9 protein-coding genes and 1 pseudogene are annotated in these 15,922 nt (G+C 60.8%); 9 read left to right on the top strand and 1 reads right to left on the bottom strand.

Features of this window, described 5'->3' with window-relative positions; translation table 11 throughout:
- The first annotated feature begins 443 nt into the window (after positions 1-443).
- The 9 genes and pseudogenes from J2R78_RS24880 to J2R78_RS24920 all read left to right on the top strand — a co-directional run bounded on the left by J2R78_RS24880 (position 444) and on the right by J2R78_RS24920 (position 14,551).
- Entirely contained in the window at positions 444-2,801 is a 2,358-nt protein-coding gene (locus tag J2R78_RS24880) for a TerB N-terminal domain-containing protein (RefSeq protein ID WP_253609902.1), read from the top strand.
- Positions 2,798-4,129 carry an ATP-binding protein gene (locus J2R78_RS24885; protein ID WP_253607193.1) on the top strand — a complete coding sequence of 444 codons (1,332 nt, stop codon included), beginning with the start codon at positions 2,798-2,800 and terminating at the stop codon, positions 4,127-4,129. The genes J2R78_RS24880 and J2R78_RS24885 overlap by 4 nt, the downstream gene beginning before the upstream one ends.
- Positions 4,098-6,338 carry a DEAD/DEAH box helicase gene (locus J2R78_RS24890; protein WP_253609903.1) on the top strand — a complete coding sequence of 747 codons (2,241 nt, stop codon included), beginning with the start codon at positions 4,098-4,100 and terminating at the stop codon, positions 6,336-6,338. The genes J2R78_RS24885 and J2R78_RS24890 overlap by 32 nt, the downstream gene beginning before the upstream one ends.
- Positions 6,339-6,380: 42 nt before the next feature.
- The gene (locus tag J2R78_RS24895; RefSeq protein ID WP_253607194.1) at positions 6,381-6,728 is read left to right on the top strand and encodes a hypothetical protein; all 348 of its coding nucleotides are present in this window, start codon (positions 6,381-6,383) and stop codon (positions 6,726-6,728) included.
- Between the two features lie 57 nt (positions 6,729-6,785).
- Positions 6,786-8,276: pseudogene (istA, locus tag J2R78_RS24900) on the top strand (IS21 family transposase); the annotation flags it as partial.
- A gap of 8 nt (positions 8,277-8,284) precedes the next feature.
- Positions 8,285-9,148, top strand: coding sequence for an IS21-like element helper ATPase IstB (gene istB, locus J2R78_RS24905; RefSeq protein WP_309145016.1), 864 nt, complete (start codon positions 8,285-8,287; stop codon positions 9,146-9,148).
- A gap of 400 nt (positions 9,149-9,548) precedes the next feature.
- Complete coding sequence (locus J2R78_RS24910) at positions 9,549-12,332, top strand: UPF0182 family protein (protein ID WP_253607195.1); 2,784 nt, start codon at positions 9,549-9,551, stop codon at positions 12,330-12,332.
- A 535-nt stretch (positions 12,333-12,867) separates the two neighbouring features.
- Positions 12,868-13,242, top strand: a complete 375-nt coding sequence (locus J2R78_RS24915; RefSeq protein WP_253607196.1) for a hypothetical protein — start codon at positions 12,868-12,870, stop codon at positions 13,240-13,242.
- Positions 13,243-13,369: 127 nt separating this feature from the next.
- Positions 13,370-14,551: a radical SAM protein gene (locus J2R78_RS24920; RefSeq protein ID WP_253607197.1), complete on the top strand. Its 1,182-nt coding sequence runs from the start codon at positions 13,370-13,372 to the stop codon at positions 14,549-14,551.
- A gap of 85 nt (positions 14,552-14,636) precedes the next feature.
- Here the strand turns inward: J2R78_RS24920 and fabF are convergent, their stop codons facing one another.
- Positions 14,637-15,899 (bottom strand): beta-ketoacyl-ACP synthase II, encoded by a 1,263-nt coding sequence (fabF, locus tag J2R78_RS24925; protein ID WP_253607198.1) that lies wholly within the window; start codon positions 15,897-15,899, stop codon positions 14,637-14,639.
- Positions 15,900-15,922 lie beyond the last annotated feature (23 nt).

Consider the following 15,922-nt stretch of genomic DNA (forward strand, 5'->3'; position numbering starts at 1 on the left):
CGGCCTTCTCTGGAGTTCGAGCTACTTCGCCCCTCCAGTGGAGGTGCCCCACTCCTATTTGAGCTAATCGTTTCATTGAAGGGGCCAAATGCACTCGCTGCGGTTTTCTAAGCAATTGACATACATCATGTTTATTTGTCGGATCCTCTCACTTAAACCACACCAACAGCCTTCAAATACCTCCACGTAGGCGCCGCGGGCTGCGGTCGATATGCCGAACATCGACATGTCGATCATAAAACCCCAAGCCCTGAGAGGACGCGGCTCGGCCGAGCCGGGCCTAGCGGCACCGGATGGAGCCCGGCTAGGCTGACTACAACCTTGGACGATTGTACTTGGCTGCCGTCACACGCTATTGCTGAACTAGTGAGCGGGCTGCAGAATCTTGGACTGACGGAGAGATGGGGCGACGCAGGGGCGGGTCTTCGATAGGAATCGGCTTGGTGATCGTGCTGAGCTTGCTCTACGCGGCGCTTAGCGCCATCTACCGTTTTGTCATGGAAAACTTGGCTGCAGTCGTGGCGATATGCGCGATTTCCGGCTCAGTTTCACTACTCACTTACCTGTTCTCAAGGGTGAGCAGTCGGAAGAATACCACGACCAGCCAACGCAACGCCCAACGCACTCCTTCCCCGGCCGAAGAGGAACAGAAGCAGCTTCTCCCTATTGGTCGGACAGACCGGCGTCTTGTGCCCGCCAGATGGGTGAAGCCAGGAGAGGCAGTCACCATTCAGGGCGTCACGATTAGCGCCGGGCGGTTTTATCTCGGTGAAGCCGTTCTCTTCGAAGGACGCGAGATCGACGGGTACGTCGTCAATCCCAAGCTTTCTGCACTGGCATCACGGCCGGACGTCGGCGGCGATTCCCTGCCGTACTGGCCATCCTATGCGGACGTACCGCCAGCGTCACGTCGAGCTTTCCTCGATTGGATGTCAAGTGGTCGGCGGGCGGATACATACGGCATCGGCCACGTCTTTTTGTTCTTCTATGGGTTAGAGCACAGGCTCTTTGTTGATAGGGACCTCGCGAGCGCGCCCGACTGCATTGCCGAGGTCGAGAGACTTCTTGCAAGGCGTCTCGATAGCGATTCTTTTCAAAGCTACGGGAAGCGGTTCGTCGATGTCGCAAGATGTGCTGCCGGGATGCCGCTCGGGGTCCCACGACCGTCGGCGGAGCGACCGCGCTCACCCGAGATGGACATTTCGGTGCGTATCCACCTCGGGCGACGCCTGTTGCAATCGTCCGCGATCCTGTCGGAGGATGCTCTACTCTGGCTTCTTGCGCTGCCGGACGTCTATTTACGAACCGCGGCCGTGCGATGCTTCGACGAATTCGTGGCCCTGTGGCATATGCGTTTCAGCAAAGCTTTTCCAGACGGCTTCGGAGTCGTTACCGCCGGCACCATCGACCTTCAATACGATGCCGCAAGCGGGGCGTTCCGGGTCTCAGTCGACGGCCCTCATCGCGCATATCCCGACGTCCTGAAAGTGAAGACATCCACCGAAACATTGAGGCGCCTCGTGCAAGATTGTACCGACGAACTGGATGGTTTCAGCCGGCTCCTGGGGCGCCAGCCTGATGCGCGTAATTCGGCGCAGGCGGCGCTACTGCTTCCGCAGGACCTCGTGTCGGAAGTCGGTTTCGAAGCGCTACGTCTGTTCGGCAACCGTCTGTCGGAGCTTATGGGCGGTCAGAGCCGCGCGAGTACGACCATGGACGCGGTGCTACGCTCGGCCAACTTCGAACTTCCGGAAAACGGCAAGGTTTCATCTGGGCTCGCGGAGCAGCTCGGGCAGTTGCTCGACCGTCTCGATATTGCGATCGAGCCGGACCGACGCTTCGGCGGTGCTGTTCCCCAACCGGACGATCAGATTTTCCTTTTTAAGGCGCCTGCGGGCGGACCGGTCGATCCGGATCGTCCACCCTATCGGACAATGAAAGCCCAGGTCGAAGTGGCGGTTCTGGCCGCGGCCGCGGATGGCGAGTCCTCGAATGAGGAGATGTCGCAAGTCATCGCCGGGATAAGGGATGCAAAGGATTTGAGTGCGATCGAGCGGGCTCGTCTTATCGCGTTCGCAGTCACGATCTTCAATAATCCGCCCAAGCTATCGAGAGTCATGAAGCGATTGGCGGAAAGGACCGATGCGGAACGAGAGGCCATCGCGGACGCAGCGGTGGCTGTCGTTGGGGGCGACCAGAACATTCGGCCCGACGAGGTCAAATTCCTCGAGAAACTTCACAAGGCGTTGGGGCTTCCCAAGGAACGGGTGTACTCAGAACTGCATAGGAGCGTTCCTAGATCCGACGAACCGGTGGCACTATCCGTCGAGCGACGCGAGGCCGGCGTTCCAATTCCGAAAGAGAAGCAGGCCACCGCAGCAGACCCTGTTGCTGCACCTTCCCCGACGCCCGGTATCAGCATCGACGCCGCGCGCCTCGCGCGAACCCAACGGGAGACGGCCGCAGTTTCCGAACTGCTGGCGAACATCTTTGAAGAGGAGCAGTCGCCGTCACCGGTCGAGACGCCCATAGCATCCGCGGCGAATAAAGCGACATTCGAAGGGTTGGACAGGTCGCATACGGAGCTCGTCGAACTCCTCGAGTTGAAGGGTACGATTCCGAGGTCCGAATTCGACGAACGAGCGCGTGCAATGAAGCTTCTTGCAGATGGCGCTATCGAACGTATCAACGACTGGTCCTTTGATCGATTCGATGAGCCCTTGTTCGAAGAGGGCGAAGACATTGTCATGGCCCCCCATATGCGGGAGCGACTGGCTGAACTGAGGGAGATGACGGCATGAGCAAGGCGCCGAAGACCATTAAGCCGAAGGAGCGCGACACGATCATTCAGGCGCTGAGTGCTGGCGTGGTGCCGCGTGTCGGCCTTGCTCACATCCAGGTGGGCAGAGCCGCAGAGATCGGAGCATTGCTGCGTGACGTCGACCGTATTGCGGACGGCGGAGCTTCCGTCAGATTCGTGATTGGCGACTACGGCGCAGGCAAGACCTTCTTTGCGAACCTCATCAGGCTGATCGCGCTGGAGCGGAAGTGTGTAACTGTGCACGCCGACCTGGCGCCTGACCGCCGTATTCACGCCAGCGGCGGTCAGGCGAGGGCGTTGTACTCTGAGGCCGTCCGCAACATGGCGACGCGAACTAAGCCGGAGGGCGGCGCCCTGGCGGCAGTCGTGGAGCGGCTCGTTACCGATGCCGTCAAGGAAGCTGGAGAGCGGCAAGTCCCGGTCGAGAAAGTGATCGATGAGAAGCTGGCACCGATCCAGGAATTCGTCGGAGGCTACGATTTCGCGACGGTGCTCAAGGCTTACTGGCGCGGAAGCGAGGCGTCGAATGACGAGCTTAAGCTTGCGGCCCTACGTTGGTTGCGCGGAGAGTTTTCGACGAAGACGGAGGCGAACAAGTCTTTAGGCGTCCGGACCATCATCGACGACGACAGCGTGTACGATTCACTCAAGTCCCTTGCGTGTCTGTCGAAGGTCGCTGGCTATGCGGGACTCCTTGTGATGTTCGACGAGATGGTGAACATCTACAAGCTTCAGAATGCTCAGGCGCGTAAGTCGAACTTTGAGCAAATCCTTCGCATCGTAAACGACGCCCTGCAGGGAAACACGTCCAATATCGGCTTTGTCATGTGCGGAACGCCTCAGTTCCTGATGGACACCAGGAGAGGTCTGTTCAGCTACGAGGCCCTGCAGTCACGGCTGGCCGAGAACCAGTTCGCCACTAAAGGGCTTGTCGATCTCTCGGGCCCGGTCATCAATCTTCAGAGCCTAACGCCTGAGGACCTACTGGTCCTCTTGTCCAACATCCGGATGGTCTTTGCTGCGGGCGATCCCTCCAAATTTCTGGTCCCTGACGAGGCGTTGACGGCTTTCATGGCCCACTGTGATCAGCGGATCGGAGCAGCGTACTTCCGGACCCCGCGGACGACGGTCAAGGCTTTTGTCCAAATGCTTTCCGTTCTCGAGCAAAATCCAGGCACGAAGTGGCAGGATCTTCTCGGCGACGTGCAGGTTCCGGCCGACATGCACGGCCAGGAGGAAACGGAATCCGAGGGCGGCGCCCAACCCGGAGAGGATGATGAGCTCACAAGCTTCCGCCTCGGGACTTGAAGCGGCCTATCACCTGCTTCATCCCAAAATCCGTCGTTGGATCCATGATCAAGGCTGGGATGAGCTACGCGAGATCCAGGCGCGAACGATCCTCTCCGTTCTTGAAGGCGCACGCGACATTCTGATATCGGCAACGACGGCGGCCGGAAAGACGGAAGCGGCTTTCCTACCCATTCTAACTTCCGTCGCGGAGCGTGCTGCATCGGGTTTCTCTGTCCTTTACGTCAGCCCCCTCAAGGCGCTCATCAACGACCAATTTCGCCGTCTCGAGGGATTGTGCGAAAGCATGGAGATTCCAGTCGTCAAGTGGCACGGAGACGCGCCGCAGACGGAAAAGAAGAAGGCTCTGAACAAGCCCGATGGCATAGCTTTGATCACGCCGGAATCGATTGAAGCCATGTTCGTCCGTCGTCCGGCCGACGCCATACGTCTTCTGTCTCATGCTGATTTCATCGTCATCGATGAGCTGCATGCCTTTCTGCAGGGGCCACGGGGACTGCACGTCGCCAGCTTGCTCCGGCGCATCGATGCGATGGCGGCACGACCTGCCCGGCGCGTTGGACTTTCGGCGACGATCGGCGATCTCGGTCAGGCATGCGCTTGGCTGCGCCCTGCCGATCCGGCGAGCGTCGAACAGCTTAAGGCCAAGTCAGACGCTCCCGAATTGCGGCTACAGGTCCGAGGGTACGTCGAACCGCCGGATCTGGACGACCCCGACCACGCGGAGGGAGCCGCGGTAGGTGCTGAGCAGGACGTGCCACGGCGCATCGCGCTCGACGCGATTTCCGACCACCTGTTCGAGACACTGCGGGGCGAGAACAACCTCGTGTTCGGCGGATCGCGACGTACGGTTGAGTCGACCGCAGATCGCCTGCGAAGGCGCTCCGAGAAGGCGAATGTGCCGAACGAGTTCTACCCTCATCACGGGAGTCTCTCGAAGACCCTCCGGGAAGAGCTCGAAGATCGTCTAAAAGAGGGCAAGCTGCCAACAACAGCGATTTGCACATCAACGCTCGAGCTTGGAGTCGACATCGGCTCGGTCAAGTCGGTCGCGCAGATCGGCGCGCCGCGTTCGTTGGCTTCCTTGAAGCAGAGACTAGGGCGCACAGGCAGGCGACCGGGGACGCCGTCGGTACTCCGGGTCTATCTACGAGAGCCGCATATCGATAGAAAATCCGGCATTCTCGATCGATTGCGGCTCAATACAGTTAGATCCGTCGCGGTTGTCAGGCTTCTGCTCGAGGGCTTCGTGGAAGAGGCCCGTACAGCCCCCGAGATCGCCTCGACCCTCATTCACCAGATGCTCTCCGTGATCATGGAACGCGGAGGCGTCCGGCCGAAGACCCTATACGATCTCCTGTGCGGGCCGGGCCCCTTCTCATCAATATCGACGGCCGATTTTGCTGGGCTGCTTCGCCATCTCGGTAGCTCGACTGTCCGATTCATTGAGCAGGCCGCCGATGGAACGCTGATGCTGGGGCAGGAAGGCGAGAGGATCGCACAATCGCGAAGTTTTTTTGCGGTGTTCGAGTCGAACGAGGAGTGGCGGCTTACGGTGGGCGGACGGACGCTCGGAACGCTCCCGATCACCCATCCCGTCCACAAGGATGGACTTGTCGTATTCGCAGGCCAACGCTGGATCGTGCAGGATCTGGACGAACAGACGAAGACGCTGGTCGTCGCTCCCCATCCTGGCGGCGTCGTCCCGCGGTTCGAGCCTGCGGCCGGCGAGCCGGCTCACGATCGGCTGATCGCCGAAATGCGGGAGGTCTATCTAGCTGATGATATTCCGCCATACCTCGACGCCAGAGCTCGGAGCCTACTGGAGGAGGGGCGTGAGACCTTCCGAAAGCTGGACCTAGAAACGCGATCGCTAGTCCCGGAGGAGCGTGATCTGCACGTTTTTCTCTGGCGCGGATCCCAGGCGACTGCTGTCTTCAGCGCTGCGCTCGCGATGGCTGGACTCCAATCGGGTGTGCACGAACTCGGCGTCTCGGTCTCCAAGATCAAGCAGGGCGAGCTGAGCCCCATCCTTTCGAAGCTTGCAGGAATGCAGAAGATCGATCCCGACGACGTTGCGGCGTTCGTCGCCAACATCAAGGTCGGGAAGTTCAGGGAGCAAGTTCCCGACAGTCTGGCGCGATCGCTCTGGGCCAGGCAGAACCGCGACAAAGTAAGTGAAATTCCTGTCATGGCGGACGTTCCGTAGTTGCGGACGCACCGACAATGAGCGTTCAGGCAAGGAGTGTAAATGTATAGGACAGGCGCAACGCTCACTCTTAGTGCGAGCGATCTAGTTGGCCACTTGAACTGCCGATATCTCACCGAGCTCGATCTTGCCGTGGCGAACGGCCGGTTGGAAAAGCCTCGTGTCTGGGATCCGGTGTTGGAGGCGTTGGCGGAACGCGGCGAGCTTCACGAACAGGGGTATATCGAGCATCTCAACGAAAGCGGACTAACGGCAACCACAATCGATGGCGTCGGTATCGACGCAAAGGCGGTCGCTGCGACAACCGCAGCGATGGTCCGAGGGGATCCCGTCTGTCATTCGGCCTGGAATATTGACCCCCTAAGCCGGGGGATCGGCGTCCAAAATTGACCCCCTGTAGGTTGGTCTGTTGCGCTGCCTGCTTTGGAATGAAGCAGGTGGTCGGGGATGCTGGTCGTGGAGACGATTGCGCGGATTCGGCGCGAGCACTTCATCAAGGGCAAGACGATCAAGGAGATCGCCCGCGACCTGAAGGTGTCGCGGAACACGGTCCGGAAGGTGCTGAGGTCCGGAGAGACCTCCTTCGAGTACGAGCGGCAGGTGCAGCCACGACCAAAGCTGGGGCGGTGGGCATCGGAGCTCGATAGGCTGCTGGCGGCGAACGCAACCAAACCGGCTCGTGAACAGCTGACGCTGATCCGGATCTTCGAAGAGCTGCGCGGGGGCGGCTACGACGGCGGTTACGATGCCGTGCGGCGTTATGCCAGGCGGTGGAGCAAAGAACGCGGGCAATCGACCGCGGCCGCTTATGTCCCGCTGAGCTTTGCCCCCGGCGAAGCCTACCAGTTCGACTGGAGCCACGAGGTGGTCTTGCTGAGCGGCACCACGGTGATGGTGAAGGCCGCCCATGTCCGGCTCTGTCACAGCCGCATGCTGTTCGTGCGGGCCTATCCGCGGGAGACGCAGGAGATGGTGTTCGACGCCCACGACCGGGCGTTCGCCCTGTTCAAAGGCACCTGCACCCGCGGCATCTACGACAACATGAAGACCGCCGTAGAGACGATCTTCGTCGGTAAAGGGCGTCTCTACAATCGCCGCTTCCTGCAGATGTGCAGCCACTATCTGGTCGATCCGGTCGCCTGCACGCCAGCGTCGGGCTGGGAGAAGGGGCAGGTCGAGAACCAGGTCGGGCCGGTCAGGGAACGCTTCTTCACGCCGCGGCTGCGGTTCAAAAACCTCGACGAGTTAAACGCCTGGCTGCTCGACAAATGCATCGCCTACGCCAAGGCTCATCGCCATCCGGAGCTGGTCGATCAGACGATCTGGGAAGTGTTCGAAGCCGAACGCCCCAAACTCGTTCCCTATGCCGGCCGCTTCGACGGCTTCCATGCGGTGACGGCATCGGTCTCGAAGACCTGCCTGGTGCGCTTCGACAATAACAAATACTCGGTCGCAGCCAGCGCAGTCGGACGACCGGTCGAGGTTCAAGCCTATGCCGATCGCATTGTGATCCGTCAGGATGGACGCATCGTGGCCGAGCACCCGCGATCCTTTGGCCGCGGCGATACCGTCTACGACCCCTGGCATTATGTGCCGGTGCTCGCCCGCAAACCCGGCGCCTTGCGCAACGGTGCTCCCTTCAAAGACTGGGTGCTGCCGGCCGCGATCGAGCGGATCCGGCGCAAGCTTGCCAGCACCGACGATGGCAATCGGCAGATGGTCGACATCCTCAACGCGGTGCTGACTGACGGTCTGCCCGCGGTGGAAGCAGCGTGTGCCGAAGCGCTCAGTCACAGCGTCCATTCCGCCGATGTCGTGCTCAATATCCTGGCCCGTCAACGTGAACCCGCCCCACCGGCCAACATCATGACGCCGGCCGCACTGACACTCCGTCATGCGCCGATCGCCGATTGTGCCCGCTACGACAACCTCCGGAGGACCATCTGATGGAACGAACCCAAATCTTCGACCTCATGGGCGAACTCAAGCTCTACGGCATGAAGGCTGCCTTCGACGAGATCATGGCAACTGCCGTCAAACGCCAGCACGAACCTCAGCGCATTGTCGGCGACCTGCTCAACGCCGAGATCAACGAGAAGCAAGCCAGGTCGATCAAATACCAGCTCACCATTGCCAAGCTACCGCTTGCCAAGGACATCACCGACTTCCAGTTCGACGGCACGCCGATCAATCAGACTCTCGTCAATGATCTCGCTGGCGGCGGCTTCATCGCCCAACAACGCAACGTCGTGCTGGTTGGCGGCACCGGCACAGGCAAGACCCACCTGGCCATTGCCATCGCCAGAAGCTGCATCCGATCCGGGGCCCGCGGCCGCTTCTTCAACGTAGTCGACCTCGTCAATCGCCTCGAGACCGAGACCCGCAACGGACGGCAAGGACGGCTCGCCGAGCATCTGACCCGGACGGACTTCATCGTGCTAGATGAACTCGGCTATTTGCCCTTCGCCCAGTCCGGTGGCCAGCTTCTGTTCCATCTCGTCAGCCGGCTCTATGAGCGCGCCTCTGTCATCGTGACCACCAATCTCGCCTTCGGCGAATGGCCGAGCGTGTTCGGCGACGCCAAAATGACCACCGCGCTGCTCGACCGGTTGACCCATCACTGCGACATTGTCGAGACCGGCAACGATAGCTGGCGGTTCAAGAGCCGAGACGACGATCACGCCACCCGCGCTCGTCTCGCCTCCGCTATCCCGGCCAGCTCCGACGAGACGAGCGCTACCAGCAAAGCCCGCCGCGCAAAGGGGTCAAAATTGGACGCCGATGAGGGGTCAAATTTGAACGCCGATTGACACCCATATTTGAAGTTCACCCATTCGACAGTCATGGAAAAGTAAGCTGGGATCTTACGACTCCCATTCTCCAGTTTGGGCGGTCATTTTGAAACGCCTTGAAAAACAATGAGGCGTGTCTTACCCAAACAATTCCGTAAGGCATTGAATTCTCTATCTTGTTTCAGTTCCCTAGGGAGCGCCAAATGTTCGCTATTCCACGACATTTTACGATACGGCTCCATTCGCCGGGAGCTTTCCTGCTCGACGACTGATTGATCACGCCGGCCGCCTGAGCAGTTGCCGCCTTGTGCTCATTTGCGTCCCGGTGACGCAGCTTCGAGCCCTCATCGCGCCTTGGCGGGCAATCCCCACCACGAAACAAGCGGCGGGCGTCCCTCGTTTCCGCTATGATGAAGCCATGACGATCGGGATTACCGGACCCGGCCGGAAAGGACCACGGCAAAGTGGCGTGGTCAGGCTGATCGTTGCGGCCATCGTCATCACGATTTGCCTGATCCTGCTCTCGTTCGCGAGCGACTTCCTGGTCGATTGGCTGTGGTTTTCATCGATCGGCTACCTACAGGTTTTCCTGACGGCGATCGGCGCCAAGGCAATCGTCTTTCTCTCCGTCTTCGCGGTGACCACCGTCGTCCTCTCGCTGAACGGAGTCCTGGCGGTGCTGTTTGCCATGCAGCAGCCGCTACAGAACCGAGTCGCCCCGGGGAAGGTCGCCGGTTTTACGGCGCCGCCCGATTCGTTCGTAGAACTGCGCGACCAATTAGCCCGGCCGCGGTTTGTCGCGCTCGGTGCGGGTGTGCTCGCCGTGCTGGTTGCCGCAGGCGAAGTCGGCAATTGGAACATCTTCCTGCAGTTTCTCTACCACGTGCCCTACGGTGCGCAGGATCCGCTCTACAACAAGGACATCGGGTTCTATCTCTTTTCGCTACCCGCCTATATCGCGATCAAGAACTGGATGCTGCTGACAATTATCCTGGGCGCGCTGTTTGCCGGAGCGATCTACTGGGTGCGCGGCGACATCGAATACGATGTTCACAACCGTTCAATTTCGCCGACCGTGATCGCGCATGGCTCGGCGCTGATTGGCCTTCTGTTCGCGGTGAAAGCCTGGTCCTATGGGCTCGACCGCTATCTGCTGCTCTACGGCGACAATGGTGTCGTGGTCGGGGCGAGCTACACCGATGTCCATCTGGGGCTGCCGGCTCTGTGGTTGATGATCGGGCTTTCGATCATCGCGGCGCTCATCGCATGGGCCAATTTGCGGGCGTGCACCTACCGGCTTCTTGCCGCCGCGTTCATCCTCGTCGGCGTCGGCTCTGTCATGCTGTCGAGCCTCGTCCCTTCGCTTTTCCGGCACTTCGTCGTCAAGCCGACGGAGTTGGAGCTGGAGAAGCCCTACATCGAACGCAACATTGCGCTCACCAGGCAGGCCTACAATCTCGACCAGATCGCAACCAAGCCGTTTGCCGCTGAACAGAGGCTGACCTTCAAGACGCTGGAAGCGAACAAGGCGACCATCGACAACATCCGGCTGTGGGACTGGCTGCCGCTGTCGAATACCTACGCGCAGCTGCAGGAGATCCGTACCTATTACAAATTCCACGATCTTGACGTCGATCGCTATTGGCTCGACGGCTCCTACCAGAGCGTAATGCTCTCGGCCCGCGAACTCCGGGCCTCCCTGCTGCCGGCGAACGCCCAGACCTGGGTCAACCGCCACGTGCTGTTTACGCACGGCAACGGCGCAGTGATGAGCCCGGTCACCCGCAAGAGCACGGAAGGACTGCCGTTCTTCTATTTGCGCGATATTCCGCCCGTTGCCGACGGTGGCCCCAGGATCGACGAACCGCGCATCTATTTCGGCGAAGAGAGCGACGACTACGTCATCGTCAAGGCCAGCATCCCGGAGTTCGATTATCCGAAGGGGAAGGACAACGTCTATGCGGCCTATGACGGCAGCGGCGGTGTGCCGATCGGAGCATTGGGATGGAGAACGCTGTTCGCCTACTACTTCAACGACGCGAATCTGGTCCTCTCAAGCTATATCACGGCCGACAGCCGGATCATGATCCGGCGCAACATTACGGAACGGGTGCGCACGATCGCCCCATTCCTCAGGCTCGATCATGATCCCTATCTGGTCGTCAGCAACGGTCGGCTGTTCTGGATGCAGGATGCCTACACCACGAGCTCCTATTTCCCCTCAGCGCAGCCCGTGCCGGAGCTCGATCTCAACTACATCAGGAATTCGGTGAAAATTGTCGTCGATGCCTATAACGGGACGGTCGATTTTTACCTGATCGACCCAAGCGACCCCATTGCAGCGACCTACCAGCGCATCTTCCCGGACCTGTTCAAGCCGTTCATGGCCATGCCGGCGGATTTGCAGAAGCATATCCGCTATCCGGAGAATCTGTTCCTGATCCAGGCGCGGCTGTATCAGACCTACCACATGGAGCAGGCCGAAATATTCTACAACCGCGAGGACTTCTGGCAGTTTCCGCGACAGCCGGGCGGCGACGGCACTTCGGTGATGACCCCCTATTACATCATCATGCGGCTGCCCGGCGAGCCGCAGGCCGAGTTCTTCCTGATGCTTCCCATGGTACCGAGCCGTCGCGACAATATGATCGCGTGGCTCGCGGCGCGTTGCGACGCCCCCGACTACGGCAAGCTGATTGTCTACGAGTTCCCCAAGGACAAGCTTGTCTACGGGCCGTTTCAGATCGAGGCACGGATCAATCAGAATACCGAGATCTCGCAACAACTCACGCTGTGGAATCAGATGGGCTCGCGGGTGATACGCGGTGCGAACCTGCTGGTGATCCCGATCGAGAACTCGATCCTTTATGTCTCGCCGCTCTATTTGCGCGCCGAGCTTGGACACCTGCCGGAGCTGAAACGCGTGATCGCGGCCTACGGTGAGCACGTCGTGATGAAGGAGACGCTCGCTGACGCCCTGGCCGCGTTGTTCGCGGAGCCCGGTGTGGTGCCGGCGGTTTCAAAAGCAACGGAAACGGTGTCCCCTGCGGGCGGGACGGCGAGCCCGGCGCAGCAGGCGCTCGATCACTACAATCAGGCGATGGAGCGATTGAAGGCGGGAGACTGGAAAGGTTTCGGTACCCAGTTCGATGCCCTGCGCGAGCCCCTTGAGGAAATGAACCGACGCTCCGCCGGTCACTAGAGCATGATCCGGAAAAGCGTGTAGCGGTTGTCCGAAAAGATCGTGTCAAATCAAAGGGTCAGAGCGGGATGACGATTCGAAGAAAAGTCATCGCGCTCCAATGGGCTCGGGGAATTGTGAGTGCGGACGCACGCCTCAATCGGGTATTGTTAAAGGTCGCATTGCAATTTCAATCACATAAGAGTTCGCAGTTTCGTTCCGATTGGCGCGCCATTGAGCCCTCATCCGCAAACCCGGAACTGACCCGCTTCGGCACGCAAAAGCGGCCATTTCGAGCGCATGCCTGCGGCTCCCGATTCAGATTGCGGTGCCGTTGGCCGCGATCACATTCGTGAACGATTGCGCAGGTCTTTCGGAACGGGCTCGCGCGAGAGCGTGCCCTGGTCGTTCGCCCCTCGCGAACTGATCGGCGCAGCATCAGACGCGATAGCTAGACTCCGCTGCAAATCCGCTGCTATACTTTCAGTTGCTCGACCGGCGTAAGGCACGCGCCGACATTTCGTTTGATTGCGATATCGCGAAAAGGAGCTCGACGATGGCGATCACGCTGACGGTCTTGGCGAGCCTGCTGCAACTGCACGGGCCGGGTGCGACAATCGAAAGCGATCATCAGGGTATCGACGCATTGCTGAGTGGTGTGCGCGAGCAGAGCCTTCAGGAACAGGGCGCTCAGGAACAGAGTCCTCAAGAACAGAGCGCTCAGGACGTCTTGCAGCTGGGGGTGGTTTCCGAACAGCCTCAGGCAACTCAGGTCTATTTCAGGCGCGGGGCCTTTGCCAGGGGGCCCTATGCGGGCGGCTTTCGCAGGGGCGGCGGCTACTATCCGGGCGCCGGCGCATTTCGCAGGGCCGGCGGATATTATCCCGGAGCAGGCGCGTTCCGACGAGGTGGCTTCGTCAGGGGCTACTAGAGCATGATCCGGAAAAGTGGAAACCGGTTTTCCGAAATGATCATGCTCAAACAAACAGATGAGATCATGATGCGATTCCGTGGAAACGCATCATGATCTAGCCCGATCGCAGCTTGCTGGTATCCGCATGTCGGTTGACGCTTCAAATTCCGTCGCGTTCCAGGAGCAGCCGATCACGCAGTTGCTGGTCAAGGTTGCGGCGAGGTGCAACATCGATTGCTCCTATTGCTACTGGTTTCGCGATGCGGCCGTCTATGACAAGCCCAAGCTGATGAGTGCCGAGGTGCTGCAACAGCTGTTGCTGCGCCTCGAACAGCACGTCGCCAGATACTCCCTCGTCGACTTTCCCGTGATCCTGCACGGCGGTGAGCCGCTGCTTTGGGGTGTCGATAATTTTCACCGTTTTGCGGAGGGCTGCGAGGGCATTTCATCCCGGACCGGCTGCGAGATCCCGATCGCGGTGACGACCAACGGCATCCTGATTGACGATGAATGGCTCGACTGCTTCGAGGCCCGCAATATTTCGGTGGCGATCAGTATCGATGGGCCGGCACATATTCACGACGCTCACCGCAAGACGTTTCAGGGGACCGGCACCCATGCCGCCGTGGAACGCGCCGCCCGCATGCTGGTATCGCGCGACATCGGCGTGATCGCCCTCGCGGTGTGCAACCCGGCCTACGCGCCGCAGGAGTACGCGGATTTTTTCGCGGCGTGCGGCATCGCCAACTACGACATCATGATTCCCGACGCGACGGTGGACGAGAAGCCGTCGTCCATTGCCCCGTTCTATAACGGCCTTTTCGATTTGTGGCTGGAAGCCAATCGCACGACGCCGACATCGAATGTCCGCATCATTTCCGACATGGTCGCGGCCCTGATCGGCAACAACGCGCCGACCGAAGGTGTCGGCCACAAGCCGGTCGAGCTTTGCACGGTCATGACCGACGGCACGGTGGAGGCCCATGACGTGTTGCGGATTGCGGGTGACGGTTTCACCAACACGCGGTTCAACATCTTCGATCACGCGATCGACGACGTCAGGAACGAGCCGCGCTGGAAAGCCGCACGCGATGCGTCAGTCAATCTTTGCGAGAAATGCCGGCAGTGCAAGTTCATGAACGCCTGCGGCGGAGGCTATCTTCCGCACCGCTTCTCCACGAAGAACGGTTTCGACAATCCGTCGGTTTATTGCGACGATCTCTATTCGATGTTCGAGAACATGCAATCCGTGCTGGAACGTCATCTCTACGTCCGCAAGCAGGACGGGGAACGGATTGGCGTGCGCAACGCAGCGGCGGACGGTTAGGCAATTCGAATCAATCGGCAGTTCCGCTTTTGTAGATGACGCGGCACGCGCGGTATCTGTCCATTGCGCGCAAAGCGCGACCGCCTCAGGACCACCGTCGAAACACCAGGCTGGCGTTGACGCCGCCAAATCCAAAACCGTTCGAGATCGCGTGTTCGATCGCCATCGGTCGCGCGACGTTCGCGACGAGGTCGATGCCCTGTGCTGCGGAATCGGCGTTCTCCAGATTGAGCGTGGGCGGCGCGACCTGATCGCGCAACGCCAGGATGGTGAAGATCGCCTCGATGCCGCCGGCGGCGCCGAGCAGATGTCCGGTCGCCGACTTGGTGGCGCTGACGGCAACTTTTCCCGCGCGCCCGAACACGCGCTTGATCGCCTCGAGCTCGGAGAGATCGCCGACCGGCGTCGATGTCGAATGCGCGTTGAGATGCTGGACCTCGCCGGGCCGCAGCCCGGCCTGCCGCAGCGCCGCCTCCATCGCGCGCCGGGCGCCGTCGCCATCCTCCGGGCCCGCGGTGATGTGATAGGCGTCCGCCGTCGTGCCGTAGCCGATGAGCTCGGCGATCGGCTTCGCGCCGCGCCGAAGCGCGTGTTCGAGCTCCTCGATGACGAGCACGCCTGCGCCTTCGCCCATGACGAAGCCGTCGCGGTCGCGGTCGAACGGCCGCGACGCCCGGGCCGGCGTGTCGTTGAAGGACGTCGACAACGCCCGCGCCGCCGCAAAGCCGCCGAGGCTCACCGGATCGATGCAGGCCTCCGCGCCGCCGCAGATCGCAATGTCGGCTTCGCCTGACCTGATCAGGCGCGCGCCGTCGCCGATCGCTTGCACGCTCGCGGCGCACGCGGTCACCGGCGCGCCGATCGGACCCTTGTAGCCGTACCGGATGCTGATCTGCCCGGCCGCGAGATTGGCCAGGAAGGATGGAATGGTGAACGGCGACAGCCGGCGCAGGCCGCTCTTCTCCGCGGTGCGCACGGCGTCCGCGATCGCGGGAAACCCGCCGATCCCGGATGCGATCACGGTGGCGGTGCGCTGCTGCGCAAGCGCGTCGGCCGGCATCCAGTCGGCCTGCGCCACGGCTTCAGCCGCGGCCAGCAGCGCGAACAGGATGAACCGGTCCATCTTCTTCTGGTCCTTGCGCGGGGCCGCCAGGTCGGGATCGAAGCCGCCCTCGGCATCCCCGGCCTTGTCAGGAACCTGTCCTGCGACGCGCCCCGGCAGCGCCGCCGCCCACGCCGGCAATGCGCGAAGCCCGGAATGCCCCGCAAGCAGCCTCGACCACACCAGTTCGGTGCCACAGCCCAGCGGGGACACCGTCCCCAGACCCGTCACAACAATTCGACGCATGGCTCTCCTGTCGCGCCCTTGGT

This window comes from Bradyrhizobium sp. USDA 4538 (assembly GCF_024171045.1).
GTDB lineage: Bacteria > Pseudomonadota > Alphaproteobacteria > Rhizobiales > Xanthobacteraceae > Bradyrhizobium > Bradyrhizobium australafricanum.